This window comes from Streptomyces sp. NPDC058653 (assembly GCF_042716895.1).
Classification (GTDB): Bacteria; Actinomycetota; Actinomycetes; order Streptomycetales; family Streptomycetaceae; genus Streptomyces.
Genome location: NZ_JBHXRM010000049.1, coordinates 44,231 through 61,869, shown reverse-complemented (window position 1 = coordinate 61,869; position 17,639 = coordinate 44,231). Strand labels below are relative to the sequence as shown.

General features: G+C 68.8%; 16 protein-coding genes and 1 pseudogene. 3 read left to right on the top strand and 14 right to left on the bottom strand.

Annotation, left to right across the window (positions count from 1 at the left end):
• Positions 1-197: 197 nt before the first annotated feature.
• From ACFWU9_RS31105 to ACFWU9_RS31095, 3 genes are all read right to left on the bottom strand, one after another.
• A complete protein-coding gene (locus ACFWU9_RS31105) occupies positions 198-512 on the bottom strand; it encodes a hypothetical protein (protein WP_384324377.1) in 315 nt (104 codons plus the stop codon).
• A 30-nt stretch (positions 513-542) separates the two neighbouring features.
• A complete protein-coding gene (locus tag ACFWU9_RS31100; protein ID WP_384324375.1) occupies positions 543-2,534 on the bottom strand; it encodes a GAF domain-containing SpoIIE family protein phosphatase in 1,992 nt (663 codons plus the stop codon).
• A gap of 273 nt (positions 2,535-2,807) precedes the next feature.
• The gene (locus ACFWU9_RS31095; RefSeq protein ID WP_384324373.1) at positions 2,808-3,068 is read right to left on the bottom strand and encodes an STAS domain-containing protein; all 261 of its coding nucleotides are present in this window, start codon (positions 3,066-3,068) and stop codon (positions 2,808-2,810) included.
• Between the two features lie 312 nt (positions 3,069-3,380).
• Here ACFWU9_RS31095 and ACFWU9_RS31090 point away from each other — a divergent pair, with 312 nt between their 5' ends.
• Positions 3,381-4,253, top strand: a complete 873-nt coding sequence (locus tag ACFWU9_RS31090) for a SigB/SigF/SigG family RNA polymerase sigma factor (RefSeq protein ID WP_384324371.1) — start codon at positions 3,381-3,383, stop codon at positions 4,251-4,253.
• Here ACFWU9_RS31090 and ACFWU9_RS31085 read toward each other — a convergent pair.
• From ACFWU9_RS31085 to ACFWU9_RS31055, 7 genes and pseudogenes are all read right to left on the bottom strand, one after another.
• A complete protein-coding gene (locus ACFWU9_RS31085; RefSeq protein ID WP_384324369.1) occupies positions 4,240-4,707 on the bottom strand; it encodes a hypothetical protein in 468 nt (155 codons plus the stop codon). The genes ACFWU9_RS31090 and ACFWU9_RS31085 overlap by 14 nt on opposite strands.
• A 37-nt stretch (positions 4,708-4,744) precedes the next feature.
• On the bottom strand, positions 4,745-7,027 hold the full coding sequence (locus ACFWU9_RS31080; RefSeq protein WP_384324367.1) for a hypothetical protein: 2,283 nt from the start codon (positions 7,025-7,027) through the stop codon (positions 4,745-4,747).
• A gap of 17 nt (positions 7,028-7,044) precedes the next feature.
• Positions 7,045-7,380: a helix-turn-helix domain-containing protein gene (locus tag ACFWU9_RS31075; RefSeq protein ID WP_384324365.1), complete on the bottom strand. Its 336-nt coding sequence runs from the start codon at positions 7,378-7,380 to the stop codon at positions 7,045-7,047.
• The gene (locus tag ACFWU9_RS31070; protein ID WP_384324363.1) at positions 7,377-8,579 is read right to left on the bottom strand and encodes a tyrosine-type recombinase/integrase; all 1,203 of its coding nucleotides are present in this window, start codon (positions 8,577-8,579) and stop codon (positions 7,377-7,379) included. Before ACFWU9_RS31070 ends, ACFWU9_RS31075 begins: the two co-directional genes overlap by 4 nt.
• Before the next feature lie 110 nt (positions 8,580-8,689).
• Positions 8,690-9,507: pseudogene (locus ACFWU9_RS31065) on the bottom strand (serine/threonine-protein kinase); the annotation flags it as partial.
• A 323-nt stretch (positions 9,508-9,830) separates the two neighbouring features.
• Positions 9,831-10,595 carry an NYN domain-containing protein gene (locus ACFWU9_RS31060; protein ID WP_384324361.1) on the bottom strand — a complete coding sequence of 255 codons (765 nt, stop codon included), beginning with the start codon at positions 10,593-10,595 and terminating at the stop codon, positions 9,831-9,833.
• A 472-nt stretch (positions 10,596-11,067) separates the two neighbouring features.
• Entirely contained in the window at positions 11,068-12,441 is a 1,374-nt protein-coding gene (locus tag ACFWU9_RS31055) for a hypothetical protein (protein ID WP_384324359.1), read from the bottom strand.
• A 332-nt stretch (positions 12,442-12,773) separates the two neighbouring features.
• Here ACFWU9_RS31055 and ACFWU9_RS31050 point away from each other — a divergent pair, with 332 nt between their 5' ends.
• Both ACFWU9_RS31050 and ACFWU9_RS31045 read left to right on the top strand, forming a co-directional pair.
• On the top strand, positions 12,774-13,076 hold the full coding sequence (locus ACFWU9_RS31050) for a hypothetical protein (RefSeq protein ID WP_384324357.1): 303 nt from the start codon (positions 12,774-12,776) through the stop codon (positions 13,074-13,076).
• Positions 13,077-13,091: 15 nt separating this feature from the next.
• Positions 13,092-13,913 carry a DUF317 domain-containing protein gene (locus ACFWU9_RS31045; protein WP_384324355.1) on the top strand — a complete coding sequence of 274 codons (822 nt, stop codon included), beginning with the start codon at positions 13,092-13,094 and terminating at the stop codon, positions 13,911-13,913.
• Positions 13,914-14,068: 155 nt separating this feature from the next.
• Here ACFWU9_RS31045 and ACFWU9_RS31040 read toward each other — a convergent pair whose 3' ends face one another.
• The 4 genes from ACFWU9_RS31040 to ACFWU9_RS31025 form a co-directional block, all read right to left on the bottom strand.
• Positions 14,069-14,764, bottom strand: coding sequence for a hypothetical protein (locus tag ACFWU9_RS31040; RefSeq protein WP_384324353.1), 696 nt, complete (start codon positions 14,762-14,764; stop codon positions 14,069-14,071).
• Positions 14,765-14,841: 77 nt separating this feature from the next.
• On the bottom strand, positions 14,842-15,291 hold the full coding sequence (locus tag ACFWU9_RS31035; RefSeq protein ID WP_384324351.1) for a hypothetical protein: 450 nt from the start codon (positions 15,289-15,291) through the stop codon (positions 14,842-14,844).
• Positions 15,292-15,372: 81 nt separating this feature from the next.
• Positions 15,373-17,067 carry a mobilization protein gene (locus tag ACFWU9_RS31030; protein WP_384324349.1) on the bottom strand — a complete coding sequence of 565 codons (1,695 nt, stop codon included), beginning with the start codon at positions 17,065-17,067 and terminating at the stop codon, positions 15,373-15,375.
• The gene (locus ACFWU9_RS31025; protein ID WP_384324347.1) at positions 17,064-17,378 is read right to left on the bottom strand and encodes a mobilization protein; all 315 of its coding nucleotides are present in this window, start codon (positions 17,376-17,378) and stop codon (positions 17,064-17,066) included. Before ACFWU9_RS31025 ends, ACFWU9_RS31030 begins: the two co-directional genes overlap by 4 nt.
• Between the last annotated feature and the right edge of the window lie 261 nt (positions 17,379-17,639).

Sequence of the window (17,639 nt, the reverse complement as noted above, 5' to 3'; positions counted from 1 at the left end):
TCGCGCAGATAACCTCGGTGTGGGTGCGCGCCCCCCACCACTTTCGGGTTCTCCTTACGGGAGCTGCAAGTGGGCGATACAAGTGGACGTACGGTCGACGAACCACAGCCCCACCGCGTTCGTCGAATCGCTCCCATCCCGACGCTGCCCCCGGTCGCACCGTGAGCGCAGTTCCTCCCCAGCAGACCGGTTGGCGGTCAGGAGGCCGCTGCTGCGGCCATGAGCGTGGGGAAGATTCGAAACGCGTCAGCTGCCCCGGTCACCGTCAGAGTGCTTTCGGCATGGCTGTTCAGCGGTCCGGCGAGCCACGGGGTGGGTTTCCCGAGGCGGACGGGTTTGAGGAGTTCGCCCAGCAGGTGTACGCCCATGACCCGCACGCCGGACAGGTTGACCACGACCTGTTTGCCGGAGCGCTGGGCGGACTCCAGAGCAAGCTCGACCAGAGCGAGGTCCTTTGCCTCGCCCCCCTCGCCCTCCAGGAGGACAACGAACAGGTGTGTCCACTCGCTCATGAGCGCGATGGGGCCCCTCGACTGCATGGCTCATTGCCCCCTGTCCGCGCCGGGATGGGTGACGGTCAGGACGAGTACGGCTTGGTCGTCGTCGATGTCGCGGCCATCGGTGAAGGAGCGGACCGCGGCGGTGAGGGCGCCCAGGACGTCCGGGGCCCGGCGTGGTGCGGAATTGAGTGCCTGGATGAGCCGGTCCTCGTCGAACAGTTGGTTCGCCCTGTTGCGGGCTTCGGTGATGCCGTCGGTGTAGAGGACCAGGCTCTGCCCGGGGGCGAGGCTGATGCGGCGTGAGTCCAGGCGGGGGCGTGGCAGCACGCCGAGGAGCGGGCCGTCGATGTGGACGGGATGTGCGCCGTCCGTGGTGAGGTGCAGGGGGAGGGTGCGGCTGGCTCGGACGAGTTCTATCTCCGGTCCGCCCTCGGTGGCAGTGAAGTGGCCGTAGACGAGGGTGACGAAGCCGGTGCCGTGACTGCCGTGCCGTTTGATCAGTGCGTGGTTGACGGCCTGGACGACTGCTTCGGGGCCGGGCAGGAACGAGGCGACGGCGCGGACGGTGTGCCGGACCAGGGCGGTGGTGGTGGCGGCCAGCGCGCCGCGGCCGCAGACGTCTCCTAGCATGAGAGCCCAGTTGCCGTCCTCCAGGGGGAAGGCGTCGTAGAAGTCGCCGCCGATCTCCAGCCCTTCACCGGCGGGGTGGTAGTAGGTGGCCAGCTCCGCGCCGGGCAGGGTGGGCAGGTCGGGCAGGAGAAGACCGGCTTGCAGGTCGCGGGCGAGGGCGGCACGCTCGGTGTACTGGCGGGCGTTGCCGGCGGCCGTAGAGGCGCGGCGGGCCAGTTCCTCCGCCAGGGCCACGGCATGTCCGTCGAAGACGTGGTCGCCGGTGGTCAGCAACGTCAGGGTGGCGAAGGTCTGGCCGCGGTCGGCCAGCGGCACGGACAGGTACCCGGTCACGCCCAGCTCCTGCCACGGGCCGGGTCCGGTGGGGGTGCGGCGGGCGACTTCGGTCAGCGAGGTCGCGAGGACCCGGGCCACCGCGTCGTCCGCAGCGTCGTAGACCGGGATGTGGGAGGCCAGCAACTGCCGAGCCTCCTCGGTCGGGGCAGCGGTGGCTATACGGCGCACCCGCCCCTGCTCGATGGCGTCGACGGCGCACAGCGGAACCAGGGCCGGCACGCATAGCGCGGCCAGCCGCTCAAGCGTCTGGGCGTAGTGGAGGTCGGAGCCGAGGGTGGTGCTGGCCTTGAGGAGGAACGCCAGGTCGTCACGGGCTGCCTTCTCTCCCGCCTCGGCGGCCAGACGGGCTTTCTCGGCGTGGTGGCGTTCGATGGCCAGCGCCGCGGTGCCGGCGAAGACACCGGCGAGCGCGAGGTCGGCCTCGACGGGAACACGCGGGACGCGGTGGCACATCGCGAAGGTCCCCTGCAGCTGCTCCTCACGGCCCAGGATGGGGGTGGACAAGCAGGCGGCAAGGCCGGCGTGCTCGGCCAGGTCACGGAAGTCGTCCCAGAACGGGTCGGTGGCGATGTCGGAGACCACGACACGCTGCCGGCGGTGCGCGGCGGTGCCGCAGGACCCGATGCCGTCGCCAGTGGCGATACCGTCGATGGCCTGATTGTAGAAGGCGGGCAGGCTCGGGGCGGCGCCGTGCCGCAGATGAAGACCATCCTCGTCGGCCAGCAGGACCGAGACAAGAACTCCGGCGACAGGTCCGAGATGACTTTCGCCATCCCCTCCAGAACCTCCTCCAGGGGCCTCGCGGGCGATCTGCTCCAGCAGGGCACGGTGTTCGGCCGTCAGCCGCTGGGTGCGGATGACCTGAGTGGTCTCCACCCCGATCATCCGCACCCCCATCACATTGCCGCCCACATCCCGGCGAGGCTCGTAGGTGAAGTCGAAGAACGCCTCACGCAGCTGCGCGCCCTCGCCCAGCAGCACCCGTGCGTTACGGCCGGTGTAGGGCTGACCGGTGCGGTAGACACGGTCCAGAAGCGTGATGAAGCCCTGCTCGGCAAGCTCGGGCATCAACTGCCCGAGCGGCAGCCCGGTGCGTTACGCCCTAAGGCCGACAGCGGTGAAGAAGGCCGGGTTCGCAGCCTCCAACAGGTGGACAGGCCCGGCCATCGAGGCGAATAGCGCGGTGGACTCACCGAACAGCCCGCGCAGATTCGCCTCTTCGGCAGATGCCTCCGCCAACCCAGGACCCAGCAGCTCCGCTGGCCGCTCTGGCACCGGCCGCCCTGTCACGCTCGTTCTGGTCGGCGGCAAAGGCCAGTTCGGGGCTTGTATGCACGGGGATCACCATGTCCAGCCCGGTGAGCGAGAAGACCTTGGCCACCGACGCCAGCCGCAGCCGCCCTCCGTGGGCCGACAGACTCTGATACAACCGGATGAATCGCAGAAGGATAGAGCTGCACAGTCGACCACCACCAGCGCCGATGTGGACCGCACCGCAATCTCCCCGGCCTCGTCCAGCTGCACCACGCTTTCGACATCCAGTTCCCCACGGAGCTGGAGCACCGCAGTTCCCGCCGCCGTCCCGACCTGAACCGAAAACATCCGCCGCTACACTTCCCACCTGCTGGTACAGAACGCTCGGGGCCTCATCGTAGAAGCGCCCCTCCCAACGGTGGAAGTCCACCCCCTGCCAGGAATGATTCATCTGTGAGAGGTCCACGAGAGCCCCCGGAGCGATCACGTTTCCGCAGGTCGCCGTTCACAGAGGGCCTCTCGAAACTCGGAGTTTGTGCGAAGCACTTCTGAGAGGCTTCCCCGGTTTCTAGAGAAGGGTACTTCTGCCGCGTGTGTGGGAACGAAACGCGGGCACACGTGCGTCACTTGGTTTCTTCACCCCGTGAAGGGTTGTCCCCCATGCCGGTCACGCAGCTCGCACACTCTCCTACGCACACGGGAACGGACGGCGCGCCAGGCACCGCTCTGCCGTTGATCGAGAACGCGGAAAGGATCGCGCCGAAGGATGCCAAGGTACTGACCAGGCTGTTCCTCGACCGGCTGACGGTGCTGGAAGAAGGTACACACGAGTACCAGTACGCGCGTAACACCCTGATCGAGATGAACCTGTCGCTCGTGCGGTTCGCGGCCCGCCGGTTCCGCAACCGCGGCAGCGGCGAGATGGATGACGTCATCCAGGTCGGAACGATCGGGCTCATCAAGGCGATCGACCGGTTCGACCTGTCCCGCGAGGTCGAGTTCAGCTCCTTCGCCATCCCCTACATCGTCGGGGAGATCAAGCGGTTCTTCCGCGACACGACATGGGCCGTGCATGTACCGCGCCGGTTGCAGGAGTTGAGCGGTGACATCACCCGGGCCCGTGAGGAGCTGGCGAGCCGTCTCGGCAGGAACCCCACGACCCGGGAACTCGCCGGCCACCTGAACATCTCCGAGGAGGAGGCCACCGAGGGCCTGGTGGCCGTTGCCGGCTACACCGCCGGGTCCCTCGACACCCCTGCCGGTGACGACGGACAGGCCAGCGGCGACATCACCTACGCCCACGCCCTCGGCGAACGCGATCCCGCGATGGAACTGATGGAGGATCTCTACTCCCTCGCCCCGCTCCTCGGCCGTTTGGACGAGCGGGAGAAACGGATCATCGAGATGCGGTTCGGCCAGGAGATGACCCAGTCCCAGATCGGTGCCGAACTCGGCGTGTCCCAGATGCATGTCTCCCGCCTCCTCGCCCGCGCCCTGGCCACACTCCGCACCGGTCTCCTCACCGACCACTGACCCCTTCCCCGTTCATGCGCCCGGGGGCTGCAGCGAGGCCGGGAAAGGCGGGGGTGAGGACGGAGCCATGCCCGGACCGGAGCATCAGCTGGCCGGCCCTCAGGAACACGATCACCCGAACCCACCCATCTTCTACTGGAGCACCTTCGCCGGGCCCGGCGGGCAGGGCTGCGGCCGGGCGGCCGGGCACCGGGACAATCGGCCACGTCAACATCACCTTCCGCAGCAGGTTGAAACCGGCCCGGCCATACATCTGGCGCTTGATCATTTTGATCCGGTTGACGTGGCCTTCGACGACGCTGGAGCTCCAGGGCAGCGTTGGGCCGGCGGTGACGGCCGCGAGGTCCCGTTCGAGGCCGCTGACGAAGGCGTGAAGGCTGGTCAGGTCGTCGGCTCTGGATGGAAGCCGCACCGGAAGGTGTTCACCGCGCTCGGTCTTGAGGCGCCCGCTCATCTCGACGTGGGAGGCTCCGGCCTGATGCTTGGCCTGCTCAGCGGATCCGGGGCAGGGCCTTGTCGGGGTGGGCGGCGTGGACATACTTCACGGCGGTGTGCGGGTGGAGTCCGAACAGGCGGACGAGATGGACGGGGTCGGCTGTTTGGCGGGCTTCGTCGAGTACGCGGTCGGCCCACACCTCGCGCGGCTTGAGTCCGATCCGCTCGAAGGGGGCTCGCAAGCCGGTGTAGCTCAGGCGCGGGCCCGCCGGATGGTGAGCGGTGTGGATGCCGTCGCGGCGGCGCACGGCCAGTGTGTGGTGCGCGAGGTCGGCATCGTCCAGTTGCAGGCGGGCCACGTCGACGGCTATCAGGCCGTGGATGGCGACCTGGGCGACGATGAGCCGTGCGGAAGGTGTAGCCAGACGTTCCAGGGCTCCGTGCAGCCGGTCGCTCGGCAGCTGGGCCGGCAGGCGGACGGGTGTGGTCAAAGACAGGCCGGTCATGGGGTTGGTGAAGACGATGCGCTGTTGCTTGAGCGCGCGGAAGACGCTGCGCAGGGCGTTGTGGATGCCGCGGGCTTGGTGACCCTGCCGGGCCGCGAGTGCGGCACGAGCCAGGTCGTTGGTGATCTGCCGCAGGTCCAGGCCAGCGTTCGCCCAGTCGGTCAGGACGGGCCACAGGATGTACAGGTACCGGTGGATCCGTTCGTATCCAGCCGACAGGTGGGGGAAGCGGCCCTCGCCGCGCATGACGCTCACCCAGGCGTGGATCTGTCCGGCCATCGGCTCGGGTAGCAAGGCGATTCTCTCCTCCAGCGCCCGGACCTGATGGCACCTGCGGCGTTCCTCGTGCAGGAGGAGCACGCTCGGGCTGCCCGTACGGGGAAGGTCCGCGCCCTGTTCCGCAGCGCTCTCGCCAACGTCTCCCAGCAGGCCGTGTTCGGTGAGGAAGGCCAGCAGGCGGGGAGTCGAAGTGTTGCCGCGCATGAGGACTCTGCTCAGATCCCGGACGTCGCTCTCGCGGACGGGCGCGCTCGCACCCAGCCAGGCAAGCAGCGTGCGCAGCACGACGACGGCGCCGCGCGGGGCGTAGCGCCGAGGGCTGACCGGCTGCGAGAAGGTCGCCGCGAGCATCTCGACCAGCGCTCGGCCCTGCTCTGTCAGGGCGGGAAGTTCCTCCGCGGGCAGTTCCCCGAGCAGGCGCCAGTCCCGGCGCAGGGAGAACAGGGGCAGTTGCGCCGGGTCGACCAGATGCACGGAGACCTTGCGCGGCCGACCGGGTGTGGGCATGCGCGCGCGGTTCCTCACCCGCACGGACAGTGACGACTTAACTTGGGCGTACCCCAGCACACCGGTCTGCCGGGAGAGTCGGTGGGCCAGAGGGCCGGCGAACGTGAGCTGAGTGAACGACCCTTCGTTGTCTAGCCGCAGTTCACGGACGTATCCCAGGCAGCCCCGGCACAAGTCTTCCCGCGCGTGGACGGGCAGCGAACCCCGTCGGCACCGTCCGCACGTTCCTTCTTGGTGGCGGCCGGGATTGCCCTTCCAGGAGGAACACCCGTGGCACAGGCTCTTCGTGATCCCCCAGCTCCCGCAGTGCCGACACCCGCCGACAGGCCGCGCGACGACCTTCCGGGCGACGACCGGCGGCGCGACGCGGGGAAGGAGCAGTCCCGCGCGGTCAAGGACCTCCCGCGCCGTCTGCGTGAGCGGCAGGCGGATCTGGTCCAGCAGTTCTTCGGCGACCAGGTCCGTTCCCTTGGTGTCCCGCAGGGCGAGCGCGCACCGTACCTTCCGCATCACCATATGCTCCCACGACCTGCCGACGCCCGACGCCGTGGCTATCACCGCGGCGTGCCGGGCCAGCTCGCTTTCCTCGGGCCAGTGCCGGGCGTCGATCCGCCGGGCGTCCGCGCGGCTCAGGCGCCGCGTCACGGGAAACAGCACCAGCTGGCCGCGGACAGCAGGCGGGCAGATCCGGGGGTCGTCTCGTTCCTCGGCTTCAACGGGCGGGGAGAGCGCGGGCGGCGCGTCGCCGCGCGAGCGGCGCGGCAACCGGTCGTACCCCTGCCGCCCCAACCCCTCCACACCCAGAAGCAGTTGGGTCGCGGCCGGGAAACGGGCCTCCCATCCCGCGCCCACCTCCACCCGGACGGCGAACACGCACGCCCGGCACAGCCCGTCACCGTCCACGTGCCGCACGGCGCGGCACCGCACACAGAGACCCGCCGCCGTCCGGTCGGCCCAGGAGACGCACCCGGCGCACATGCCGTCACGGGCGAAAGGGAACAGACCCCACATCATGCAGGCGGCGCACTGCCGCGGGTGCATGACCACGCCTGGCTCCCAGCCCGTCAATTCGGCGGCCTCAGACGGCGCGGCCCCCCCCCGCGGCGCGCGACCGGCCGCACCGGCCCCCGGTCGTCGCCAACCGCCCGCGCCTCCGGTTCCTGTGTCAGCGTGCCGGTCGCCGCCATGGTCTCCGCCTCCAGCAGATCGGCGACCGTGCAGTCCAGGGCCTGACAGATCTTGTCGAGATCATCGAGCCGGACCGTCACCGGCGTACCGCCCCACAGCGCGGCCACCTTGCTCAGCGACGGGGTGAACCCGACCTTCTCGAAGGCGGCCAGCAGATCCGTCGGCCGCCAGATGTCCTGCCGTGCCGCCGCCCAGCCAAGATTCCACTTCACCGCAGACTCCCCTTGTCACCGATCAGACGCTGCCCCGCCCGCTCCGCCGCCGACCGCGCCCGGTGCGCGCTCTCCGGATCGGCCTGCGTCGTGGCCAGGTACCGGACCGTCGTCGTGGTCCACTGATGCCCCAGCAGCCGCTGGACCTCCCACAGCGACATCCCCCGCTCGAAGTTGTGCGTCGCGCACGCGTGACGCAGCAGATGCGGGAACAACTCCGGGACGGGGCCCGGCAGATACAGCCGCGACGTCGTCTTCAGCGCCCGCCGGAACGTCGCGGGCACCATCGCCGGCGCGACCGGCATGTTCAGCGCGGCCACCGGCCCCGGCAGCCGCTCGGACGGGAACAGCACCTCTGCCGGGTGCTCCGGGTCGTCCCCGAACATCCCGCGCACCTCCTCGACGTACCACCACAGCAGCGCGCGGCCCTCCTCGAACATGAACGCCTCGCGCTGCCGGGGACCCGAACCGCGCGCCCCTTTGCCGTGCACCAGGAACCGCCCCCACTGCCCGGCCTCCCAGTGCACGTCCGTCAGCCTCACCCCGCACAGCTCCGCCGCCCGGACCCCGGACACGTACGCCATCTTCGACATGACGTAGTCCCGGCAGGCCACCGCCACCTTCCGCGCGAGCGACAACGCATCCCGCCACCGGGCGAAGAACACCTTCACCGCCCGCTGCGACGGCGGAACCCGCAGCCCGAAGTCCCCGCGGTGCCGGGGCCGGTTGAACGGGTCGACCGGCGACTCCACCACCGCGCCGAACAGCCGGGCGATCTCCCCGGCGTACCGCTGCTCCAGGAACGCGAAGTACCGGTCGATGTTGCTGATCTTCGCCCGGACCGTGGACCGCGCCCGCTTCCCCGGACCGGCGAAGTACCTGTCCAGGTCCCTGGAGACGAGCCTCCACGGCACCAAGTCGTAGAACTCGCAGACCTCGATCACCGGCTTGACCAGTTGATCAATGCTGCTCGGCATCAGCCCGGCCGCGTCCCTCGCCCACTGATACTCGGCCAAGGTGTCGAAGAAGTACCCCCGCTCGTCCCGGGCACCGGCGGCAGCGCTGCGGCCCCGGTGAAGAGTCACGACGTCGGCGAGACTCTCGGGCGCGCCAGAAGCGCCGACCTCGCTCTCCCCGGAGACCAGCGCGAGGCGACGAGTTTCGAAATCCTTTACGAACACGCAGATTACGAGCGCCACTCGCAAAATCTGCCAGTGATTGCAGAAATCCCACATGGCTGAGGGAGCGCTCGAACACCGAAACCTGACCTGCTGACATGGGCCCATCGCCCCTCACTGAGGACCGACGAACCCGTACGTACTCCACTTGAGAGCTCCCGTAAACGCTCCAGCAGTTCATCCAGAGCCAGTCGCTTCGACGGGTCCTTCTCCAGACAGTCCGTAACGATGCCTCGCAGCACCTCAGGCAGGTCACCCAGCCTGGGCGGATCATGGACTACGCGGTACGCCGTCATGTAAGCCTTCTCCGCTTCGAACGGGCTATGCCCGGATGCCGCATACACCAGGACACAGGCCAAGGAAAAGACATCGGTCTCAGGCCCGACATCCTTTGGCACACGAACTGCTCCGGTGACATGAACGGCGGAGTGCCCATGACCTGACCTGTCGCCGTCAGGTGCTGTTCGTCGGACGCGCGGGAGATTCCGAAGTCGATGACGCGGGGACCATCTTCGGACAGGATGACGTTCGATGGCTTCAGATCACGGTGCGCCACCCCCACACGGTGGATATCCCGGAGCGCTTCGGACAGCCCGACCGCAAGCTTCCCCAACTCCGCACTGTCCAGCGGGCCATCTTCGGCGACCCGTTGCGCAAGTGTGGGGCCAGGAATGTACGAGGTTGCCATCCGCGGGTGTGCGGCACCCTGGTCGGCATCGACAACTGCCGCCGTGAAAGCTACACTTATCCGGCGCGCAGCAGTGACCTCCCGGCGGAACCGGGCCCGGAACTCGACGTCGTCAGCGAACTGCTGGTACACCACCTTTACTGCAACCTTGCGGCCCGAGCCCGACCGGCCCTGGTAAACGATACCCATACCGCCTGATCCAAGTCGGTCTTCCAGCTGGTAACCGCCGATCGACTCCGGATCTTCCGTACTGAGCGGCATTCTCTGATCCCCCAAGCCGTGCTTCAGGACGGGTCCCACACGTTCTCACGCTATCGCGGAAGGACGTGCGGGGGCGGTGGCTACAACTGCACGGGGCAGACAGGCCCCATGCCTCAGGTGCCGGACGACAGCACGTCATCCGGCTTCCCCATCGGGCCCCCACCCGGCGCGTGGGGTGTCTTAGGCGAGACGGCCGGGAGCCGGTCCGCGTGATGCGCGCGTGGTGCACGGCCCGACCACGGACTTCTGCCTGCCCTCAGCTGCTTCGGCTGCACAGCTTCGGTACCCATCCCGCGCTTCCGGGTTCACGGCCAAGCGGGAGATCAGCCTTGCGGCATCGTCTGCTTGAGAGTGCCGCCGTTGTGGCGCCGCCTGTCGCGGGCGTACATAACGGATGCCTTGCCTGCGCCGGGCGTACGGCGTTCCATCTCGAACAGGCCGGTAGCGGTGAGGAGGTCGCTCAGCTTGACGTACCCATACGTGCGGGAGTCGAAATCGGAACGCTGCTTCGTGATGATGTTGCCCACGCTTGCGAGGTGAGCCCAGCCGTCGTCGTCTGATGCTGCCTCCACGGCGTGGCGAAGCAGGTTGACCAGCGTGGTGTCACCCTTCAGCGTGGCTGCCGAGGCGCGCGCACTCGGTTTGGCCTCCGTCTGGATGGCGGCGCTCTTGAGGTTCTCGACGTAGATGAACTTGTCGCACGCCGCGACGAAGGGTTTGGGGGTCTTGCGTTCGCCGAATCCGTAGACGGTCAGGCCGGACTCCCGGATGCGGGCGGCGAGGCGAGTGAAGTCGCTGTCGCTGGAGACGATGCAGAACCCATCGAAGCGCCCCGAGTATAGAAGGTCCATCGCGTCGATGACCATCGCGGAGTCGGTGGCGTTCTTACCACTGGTGTAAGCGAACTGCTGGATCGGCTGGATGGACTGGGCCAGCAGATGATCCTTCCAGCCTCTGAGCCGTGTACCGGTCCAGTCGCCGTAGGCGCGTTTGACGTGCGCGGTTCCGTACTTGGCAACCTCCGCCAACAATTCCTCGACAGCCCCCGGTTGAGCGTTGTCGGCGTCGATCAGTACCGCCAGCTTCATCGTGTCGCCTTGAGTCCTCTCCATCGCGGTCGAACGAAACGCAGGGCTACAGAGTAGTGCTGAGATTTCACGACTCCGGCTCTCTGGCCGTGCTTTTCCAAGATCGATAGAAGAAAGGCCGGGACAGTTAGTCGACGACGGAGTTCTGAACTGCGACGACTGGATTGGATGACCGCGGCGTGGAGGCTCTAGCCCGGCACTCCGCGTCACCGCAGTCCCCTGATGCCAACGCCGCCTAGTGCGCGGCTGGGCTGGAGGGATGGTCGCGACAGCAGGATCTCGTCCAGCCAGCCACCGCTCGTGCTCGTCGGTGTGCCGGCGGGACCGAATGTCAATGCTCGTCCGGCTCGTACGGGGTATCCCCGACTGAATCGCTCCAGGTCTGAAGGGGGCCCTTGTGCTGTCCCGAGTTGGGTGGAGCCGAGTAAACGCCCATTGCTGGCCCGCCACCCGACTCCTCTGAGTGCACTGCTCACTCGCGGTCGGGCCAGAACATCGACATGGGAAGCCGGACGGAAGGCAGCTGTAGCGCCTGGATCGGCCCGAGCACGGCTGCCGTGGCGCGCAGGGCTTCCTCATAGGAACCCGAGCCAAGGACTTCAACCGAACAGACACGACAGTCTCCGGGACGGCGGACGTGGCCGGCGCTGCGATCCCCGGTGCCCCGGACGTGTGCGAAGGCGTCGTCAGGGAAGTCGGCCCGCACGGCATACCAGACCCCGATGTGTTCATGGTCGGGCAGCCCGGCCGCTACCACTGGCCGCATCGGTGGCAGCAGGCGTCCGTGGTCCTGGACGAGGAACACCCGGTTGGTGAAGTCGACGCAGTCTCCCTCGGGTTGCTCGTGCTCCAGCCACGCCCGGGCCTCCTCGCGGGTACCTGGGCCCCACAGGTAATCTATCGGGAACCGCGTGGTCTCGTAGCGGGTGTCGAATTCCGCCCAGTGGTCGTCGTTCCAACGGCTGTCTGGGATGAAGGGGATGGCCCGCACCACGACGTGCTGATACTCGTCCTCCTTCTGCTCCTCCCCGGCGGCGCGGTCGACGAGTGCTTCGGCAGGCTCCATTCGCACCCGCACGCCGCCATTCCAGCTCAGCACGGCGATCTCCCGGCGCAGAGGCGCCGGATACAGGCGCCCTCCGGGAGTGGCCTGCCCCCACAACTGGTTGATCAGCTCCGCCAGATCCCTCACCGTCCGTGCCGCCTCGACTGGCGTGTCAACATGATGGCCAGAGGGATGGGCGACATGGTTGCGCAACTTCGCCAGCGCATCTTCGACCACACGACTGCGCCGCCCGCTGAGCAGACCTGCCGCACGCGCCCACCCGCGAAGGCCGTGCAGCATGCCGTTGAACTCCACGACGTTCGTGGCGACGAGCAGCTTTCCGCGTTGTTGCCTCATCCCCAGCGCGTGCTTCTGGACATCGTCGTACGACGTGACGGTGAAAGAGGCGTCCGGAGCCAAGGGGATTCGGAAGGTGATGGTGCCGGCGCACCATTCCATAAAGCGGTCACGCAACGCCTGCTCGTAGATGAGGAGCGCCTGATCTCCGACCAAGGTGTACACGTCGTAGCAGAACACGCCATAGGCGAAGACGGTACGCAGCCGCTCAAACGAGTCACGTGTTCCTGCCGCGACACCCTTCCCCAAGTCGCAGTCAGCGATCTGCCGCTGCTGGAACTCCGCGGCATCCTCGGCCGTCATGCGGCTGCCGAGCCCATACGGGTTGAACGCCAGCGACAGACCGTCCGCAGTGCGCAAATCGTCAAGCGACCGGATCTCTATCCAATCCTCCTCACCGTGGGAAACAGACCAGCATGCACCCACAGGCCCGCGATCGGCCACCCGTTTCCCCTTACCGCCTGGGGACTTCGGGAGCGCCACTTCGTGAGTTCGCTGTCAAGCGACTCGATTGGATGACAAGGGACAGCAGTTCGCCGGAGGCAGACAGGAGAGATCCCGCAAAGACTGGCCAACGGTCGTGACGGCATGTCAACGTAGACGACCTTCTCCGGAAACCCCAGGTCAGAGAGATTTTCTCTCGGTGCCGGCCCTTATGCAGCTCTGGATGCGCCGTGACCTGTCCAGACCCGCGCCCGATGCCATCAGCCCTCTGGGCGATCTGCTGGGCACATCCGGCCGACCCCGTCCCCCTTTCGCCACGAGGAGAAATGCTCATGGAAGCTCAGCCGGAGATGACCGTCGGCGATCTCATCGATCTGCTGTCCACCTGCGACCGGGGCACGCTGGTGCGTCTGGCGATGAACCCGTTTTTCCCGATGGCGCACCGCCTCACCCAAGTGGTCCAGGCCGACGATGGGAGAGGACAGCCGGTCGTCTATCTGGCCGAGGGCCCGGATCCGAGCAGTCAGCTCGGGCCCCTGCCGTCCGATGCCGCTGTTGCCCTGACTTGGCAGGGGCCCGTCCAGGCGCCCCCGCGACGGGCTCGCCGCACCGCGCGCCGTACCGATGGGCACTAGTGCCCGTCCGATCTCATGGAGGTGTTGTTGAACCCGAACTTCCCGCTCGGCCCGGTACCGCCGGGCGGTGCGCCGGCCGCGTACTGGGTGGGTCCCCGGCATCTGGCCGGTGACGACGGCCGGCTCTACGACGCGGTGGCCGACACGCTCACCGGCCTCGGCTGGACGAGCCTGACGATTGTCCGTGGCAGGCAGGAGCCGGACGAGGCGTCGGAGGACCGGCAGGTCCTGCGCAGCACCGTCCTGCACATCAGCCCTGACACGTTGCGCTGGGCCCAGTGGGTCCTGGCCGACGAGCCGTTCCTGCTGGGGGAGCTGCCGGTCGCCTGGCAGGTCTCCGCCCGTACGGACGCGGGCAGTCCGCTCGCCGCGTGGTCGGCCTACTTCACCCCCGAGATCCCCGGCGAGGTCCTCGGCGACTTCCTCCACGCACTCGACGCCCACAACCGGCCCGCCGTGTCGCTCGGCGGCCCCGAGCTGGTCCTCGACGCGGTCACCGCGCACGGCTGGCTCCGCGACATCGACCAACTCGATGCCAGGGCGACGGACCCGACGTTCACCACCCGCCTCAGCCTCGGCGGGGTGCCGCCCCTCATCCAGGACGGCGACCCCCGGACGCTGACCGTCGCGCCGGACGAGGCGGGACGCGAGGGGTGGCAGGCGTGGTCCGAACCCGCTCTCGGCGCACCGTACTTGTGGGCGGCGTCGTTCTCCGCCGGCGTGCCGCACGATCTCGTCGCGCCATTCGCCGCATCCCTCAGCTCCACCGCACCGGTCCTGCGCCGGGTGGGGCCCGAGAGCACACGGGACCGGCTCCTGCGTGCCCCGGCCGGGTGAACAGCCCCCGGAGCCTGTTTCGTTCGACGTACGAAGCCCGGCACCCGCGAGGGGCGCCGGGCTTCTCGCGCTCTCCAGATGCGGCGTTCCGGCGCGGAACGCAGCGCTGCCCGTCGACCCTGGCAGGTCGAGGAGCAGGGCGTGTTCGGCGGGTGTCAGCCGATGGCTGTGGCCTTGGCGAGCGCCGTGTCGAGATGCCGGTTGACGAGAGCGGGGGAGCCGGAGACGATCAGCAGCACGCTGCCGTCCCGGATCGCGGTCTGCTTCACCACCATGTCCGCTCCTTCGGAGGAGAAGGTCAGCAGGTGGCTCCACCGCTCGTCCCCGAGCCGAGGAGCGGGCACCTCCTGTGTGGTGATGTCGATCGGGGTGCTGCCGGCGAGGACCTGGTAGGCGGGGCAGCCGGTCATGGCGTCGAGGATCCGGCCGGTGGCGTCGGACAGCTTGCTACCGGTGTCGCTGTACAACTCCTCGGTCACCTCGCCGTTGCCGGTGTAGGTGAAAGCGGCCTTCGCACGGCGGGGGAAGCCCAGCCCGCCGCCGGACCCGGTGGCCGCGTCGGCACCCAGCTCATCCAGCGCGGGGCAGCCGAGAACGGTGACGTCGTCGTTCCCGGAGGGCTGTTCGGGCTTACGGGTGTATCCGGTACCGAGGTCGCTCTCGCCGAGCAGGCGCGACACCAGCTCGGGAGACGACAACACAGCGTCGTCGCGGTCGTTGTCGGCCGGGCTGTCGGTGCTGGCGGAGGAGCCTGCGGCCGGCCGGGACTCGGTGCCGCTGGGCGAGCACGCGGTCAGGGTGAGGGCGGCGGTGACGCCGAGGACGGTGCTGATGGAGACGCGAACGCGCATGAGAAAACTGACCCCTTGGTGCTAGGTGACGGGCGGTCAGTCCGGCCCATGGGCCCTGTTGGTCGTAGGAGAGGTGGTCAGTGGCCGAGATGGCGCAGGCATTCCTCGAACGTCGCATGCATCGCGTCCGCCGGGCCAGCATGCCGGTTGTACCAGGCGGTGTCCAGACGTGTCTCGTGCTGCTGATGGCTTGCCCGGCAGCGCAGCCAGATCTGGTCGCGGGTGGAGAGGACGAGCCAGTCCCGGTACGCGCCGCACACGGCACAGGCCACCATCTCGCCGTCGAGGACGACCGGCCACGCCCAGGGCATCGCCCGGCCGTCGACCTGGTCGTGGCTCGGGACGCGCAGCTCCGGCGGGAGGAAGTCGTCCACCACGGCCCCCGGCTCGGCGGGCGGCGCCAGCGGGTCGGCCGGCTGTGCGGGGTTCAGTGGCTCGTCGGCCACCCGCGCGAGGAACTCCGCGTGCTGGCGGCGTATTTCGGCGAACTCCCGCTCCGCGCGGCGGCGGCCTATCCGGTTGAACAACCTGGTCTCCCTCGTCTCGTCCTGTACGCGTCATCATCGTGCCCTGGACGCTGAGCCGGTTTCAATTCACAAAGTGCACACTCATCTCCGGCCGTGCCGGGGCCCGGACTGTTCTGGGGGCGCCGTTCGGGGCACGGGCGCTGTGGTCTGTTTGTCGTTTGCCGTTTCGCTGGTGTCGGCGGGCAGGTCGGCGGTGCGGCGCAGTCGCCAGGCGAGGGTCTCGCTGATGGACTGGGCGGTGTCGAGTTCGCGGCGTGCGGCGGCGTCGGCGAGAAGTGTGACGGGGTTGTGGCCCGCAGCTTCGGTTTCCGCGAGGGTCACGGCGAGGACGCGCCAGCCCTGTTCGGCCAGAATGTGTTCCGCCAGCTCCGGCACCGCTTCGCGCAGCAGCGCGGTCTGCCGCTGTCGCAGGGGGCGGCTCAGGCGCCGGCCCTGCTGGTGGAGGGAGGCGAGAGGTTGAGCGGCGGCGGTCTGGTAGGCGGCACGCAGGTGTTGAACGGTATGCCGGGCGGCGGCGGCCTGTTGGGTGTGGTGGTGTTTCGCGTGCCAGTGAACGGCGGTGGTGACCAGGAAGAACAGCATGTCGATGGCCATCGCGGTGGTCGCGCCGTCTTCCCCCTGCCCGAGGGCTGGCCCGCTGTGCATGAGGTCGCGGGCGGCCTGCCGCAGGGCGCGGTCGTGGCCGCGCGCGGCGCGGATGTGTGAGCGGGAGGCACGTTCGAACGCGGAGGCGGCGTCGCGCAGTTCACGGCCGGTGTGGTCGGCGGAGGTGGTGGCGAGGGCGTCCAGGACCTCACCGGCTGCCGCGATGACCGCGGCGGCGGCGCCGTCATCACCGTCCTCGATGAGCATGATCGCGCTCCAGGCAGCCGATGCGGTTCGCCGTCGGGCGGCCGACGGACCGTCCGCACTCGTGCGCAAGGGGGCTCCCTGGTCGGGTTGGCCGGCCGACCAGCGTTCCCGGATGCGGGGGAGGGACAGGTCCGGGGCGAGTTTGGAGCCGGGATAGAACACCGGATGCCCGTCCTTGTTGAGGTCGTCCGGCAGCGCGACCTTGTATCCGAGCAGATCACCCGAAGGCGCAAGGCGCTGACGGACCACCAACCCGGAGGCGGTAAGCCGGCCGAAGAACTCGCTCTCGCTGGTGGCGCCGGCCATCGCGCGGCGGACCGTCTCGCGCAGTTGTTCGCGTGGGGTGGTGGTCCGGCCGTGGCGTTCGGCTTTGTGCCGTTCGGCACTGGTGGGCCGTTTCGCGGCGGTGCCGTCGCCGGGGTTGACGCGGTGCAGGTCGTAGTCGGTCTCGATGAGGCGGGCTTCGGCCTGGGCGCGTTTGCCGGAGCGGTGGTGGTCGGGGCGGCGGCCGTCTTCGCGGACGAGGGTGGCGATGATGTGGATGTGGTCCTCCGCGTGGCGGACGGCTGCCCAGCGGCAGCCGGCGCCGTCGCCGGGGTCGATACCGGTCGCGGCCACGATCCGCCGGGCGATGTCACCCCACTGTTCGTCGGTCAGGACCGGGTCGTCGGGGGCGGCGCGCACGGAGCAGTGCCATACGTGCTTCTCGGGCCGCTGATCGGGGTCGAGGAGGTGCAGGGGCTGGTCGAGGAGTTGCTGGAGATCCTGCTTCGTCGCGTTCGGGTCGCGGCCGGGGTCGGGGGCCATGTGGTCGAAGGACGCGACGAGGTGCGGGTCGACATGTACCTCGTGGGTGCCCTTGCCGTAGAGGTAGTTCAGCAGACCGAGGGTGTTGCTGCCCTGTTTGTGGATCTGCGGTATCAACTCGCCCGGCCTGCTTCGCGGTTGGCGACCCGGTCGGCGGCGGTCTTGACCGCGTTGGCCGCGCGCTGGACATCGGCGATCACCTCCGCCAGGTGGGGCACGTCGCCGCCGGAGTTGAGGGCTTTCGCGGCCTGGTTGAGGTTGCTGCCGGCCCAGCCGAGCTGGCGGCGCATGGCGAACAGCTCGGTCAGCACGTCGCGTTCGGTCGCGATGGCAGCCGCGGTACGGGACTGGTCGCGGGCCATGGCCATCCCGGAGTAGGCGAGGAAACCGGCCAGGCTCATACCGGCCCGGTCCGCACCCGCCTGCATGAGGGCACGCTCAGCGGTGTTGAGACGGACGCTGCACGCGGGCCGCTGCTTCTTGTCGCGCGGACGCGACTTCCCCCTGGCCCGGCCCCTGCGAGGGGTCGTGCCCGGCTGCGATCCGCCCCCGGTCGCAGCCTTCCCGTCCAGCGCCCCCTGGCGCCGGACGGTGCCCGCCACCCCCGGGGCGGGCCCTGGTTCGGACACTCCCCCCTCAGGGGAGTGTCCGAACCTCCATCTTGCTCCGCCTGAAGCTGAGTTGGGCCC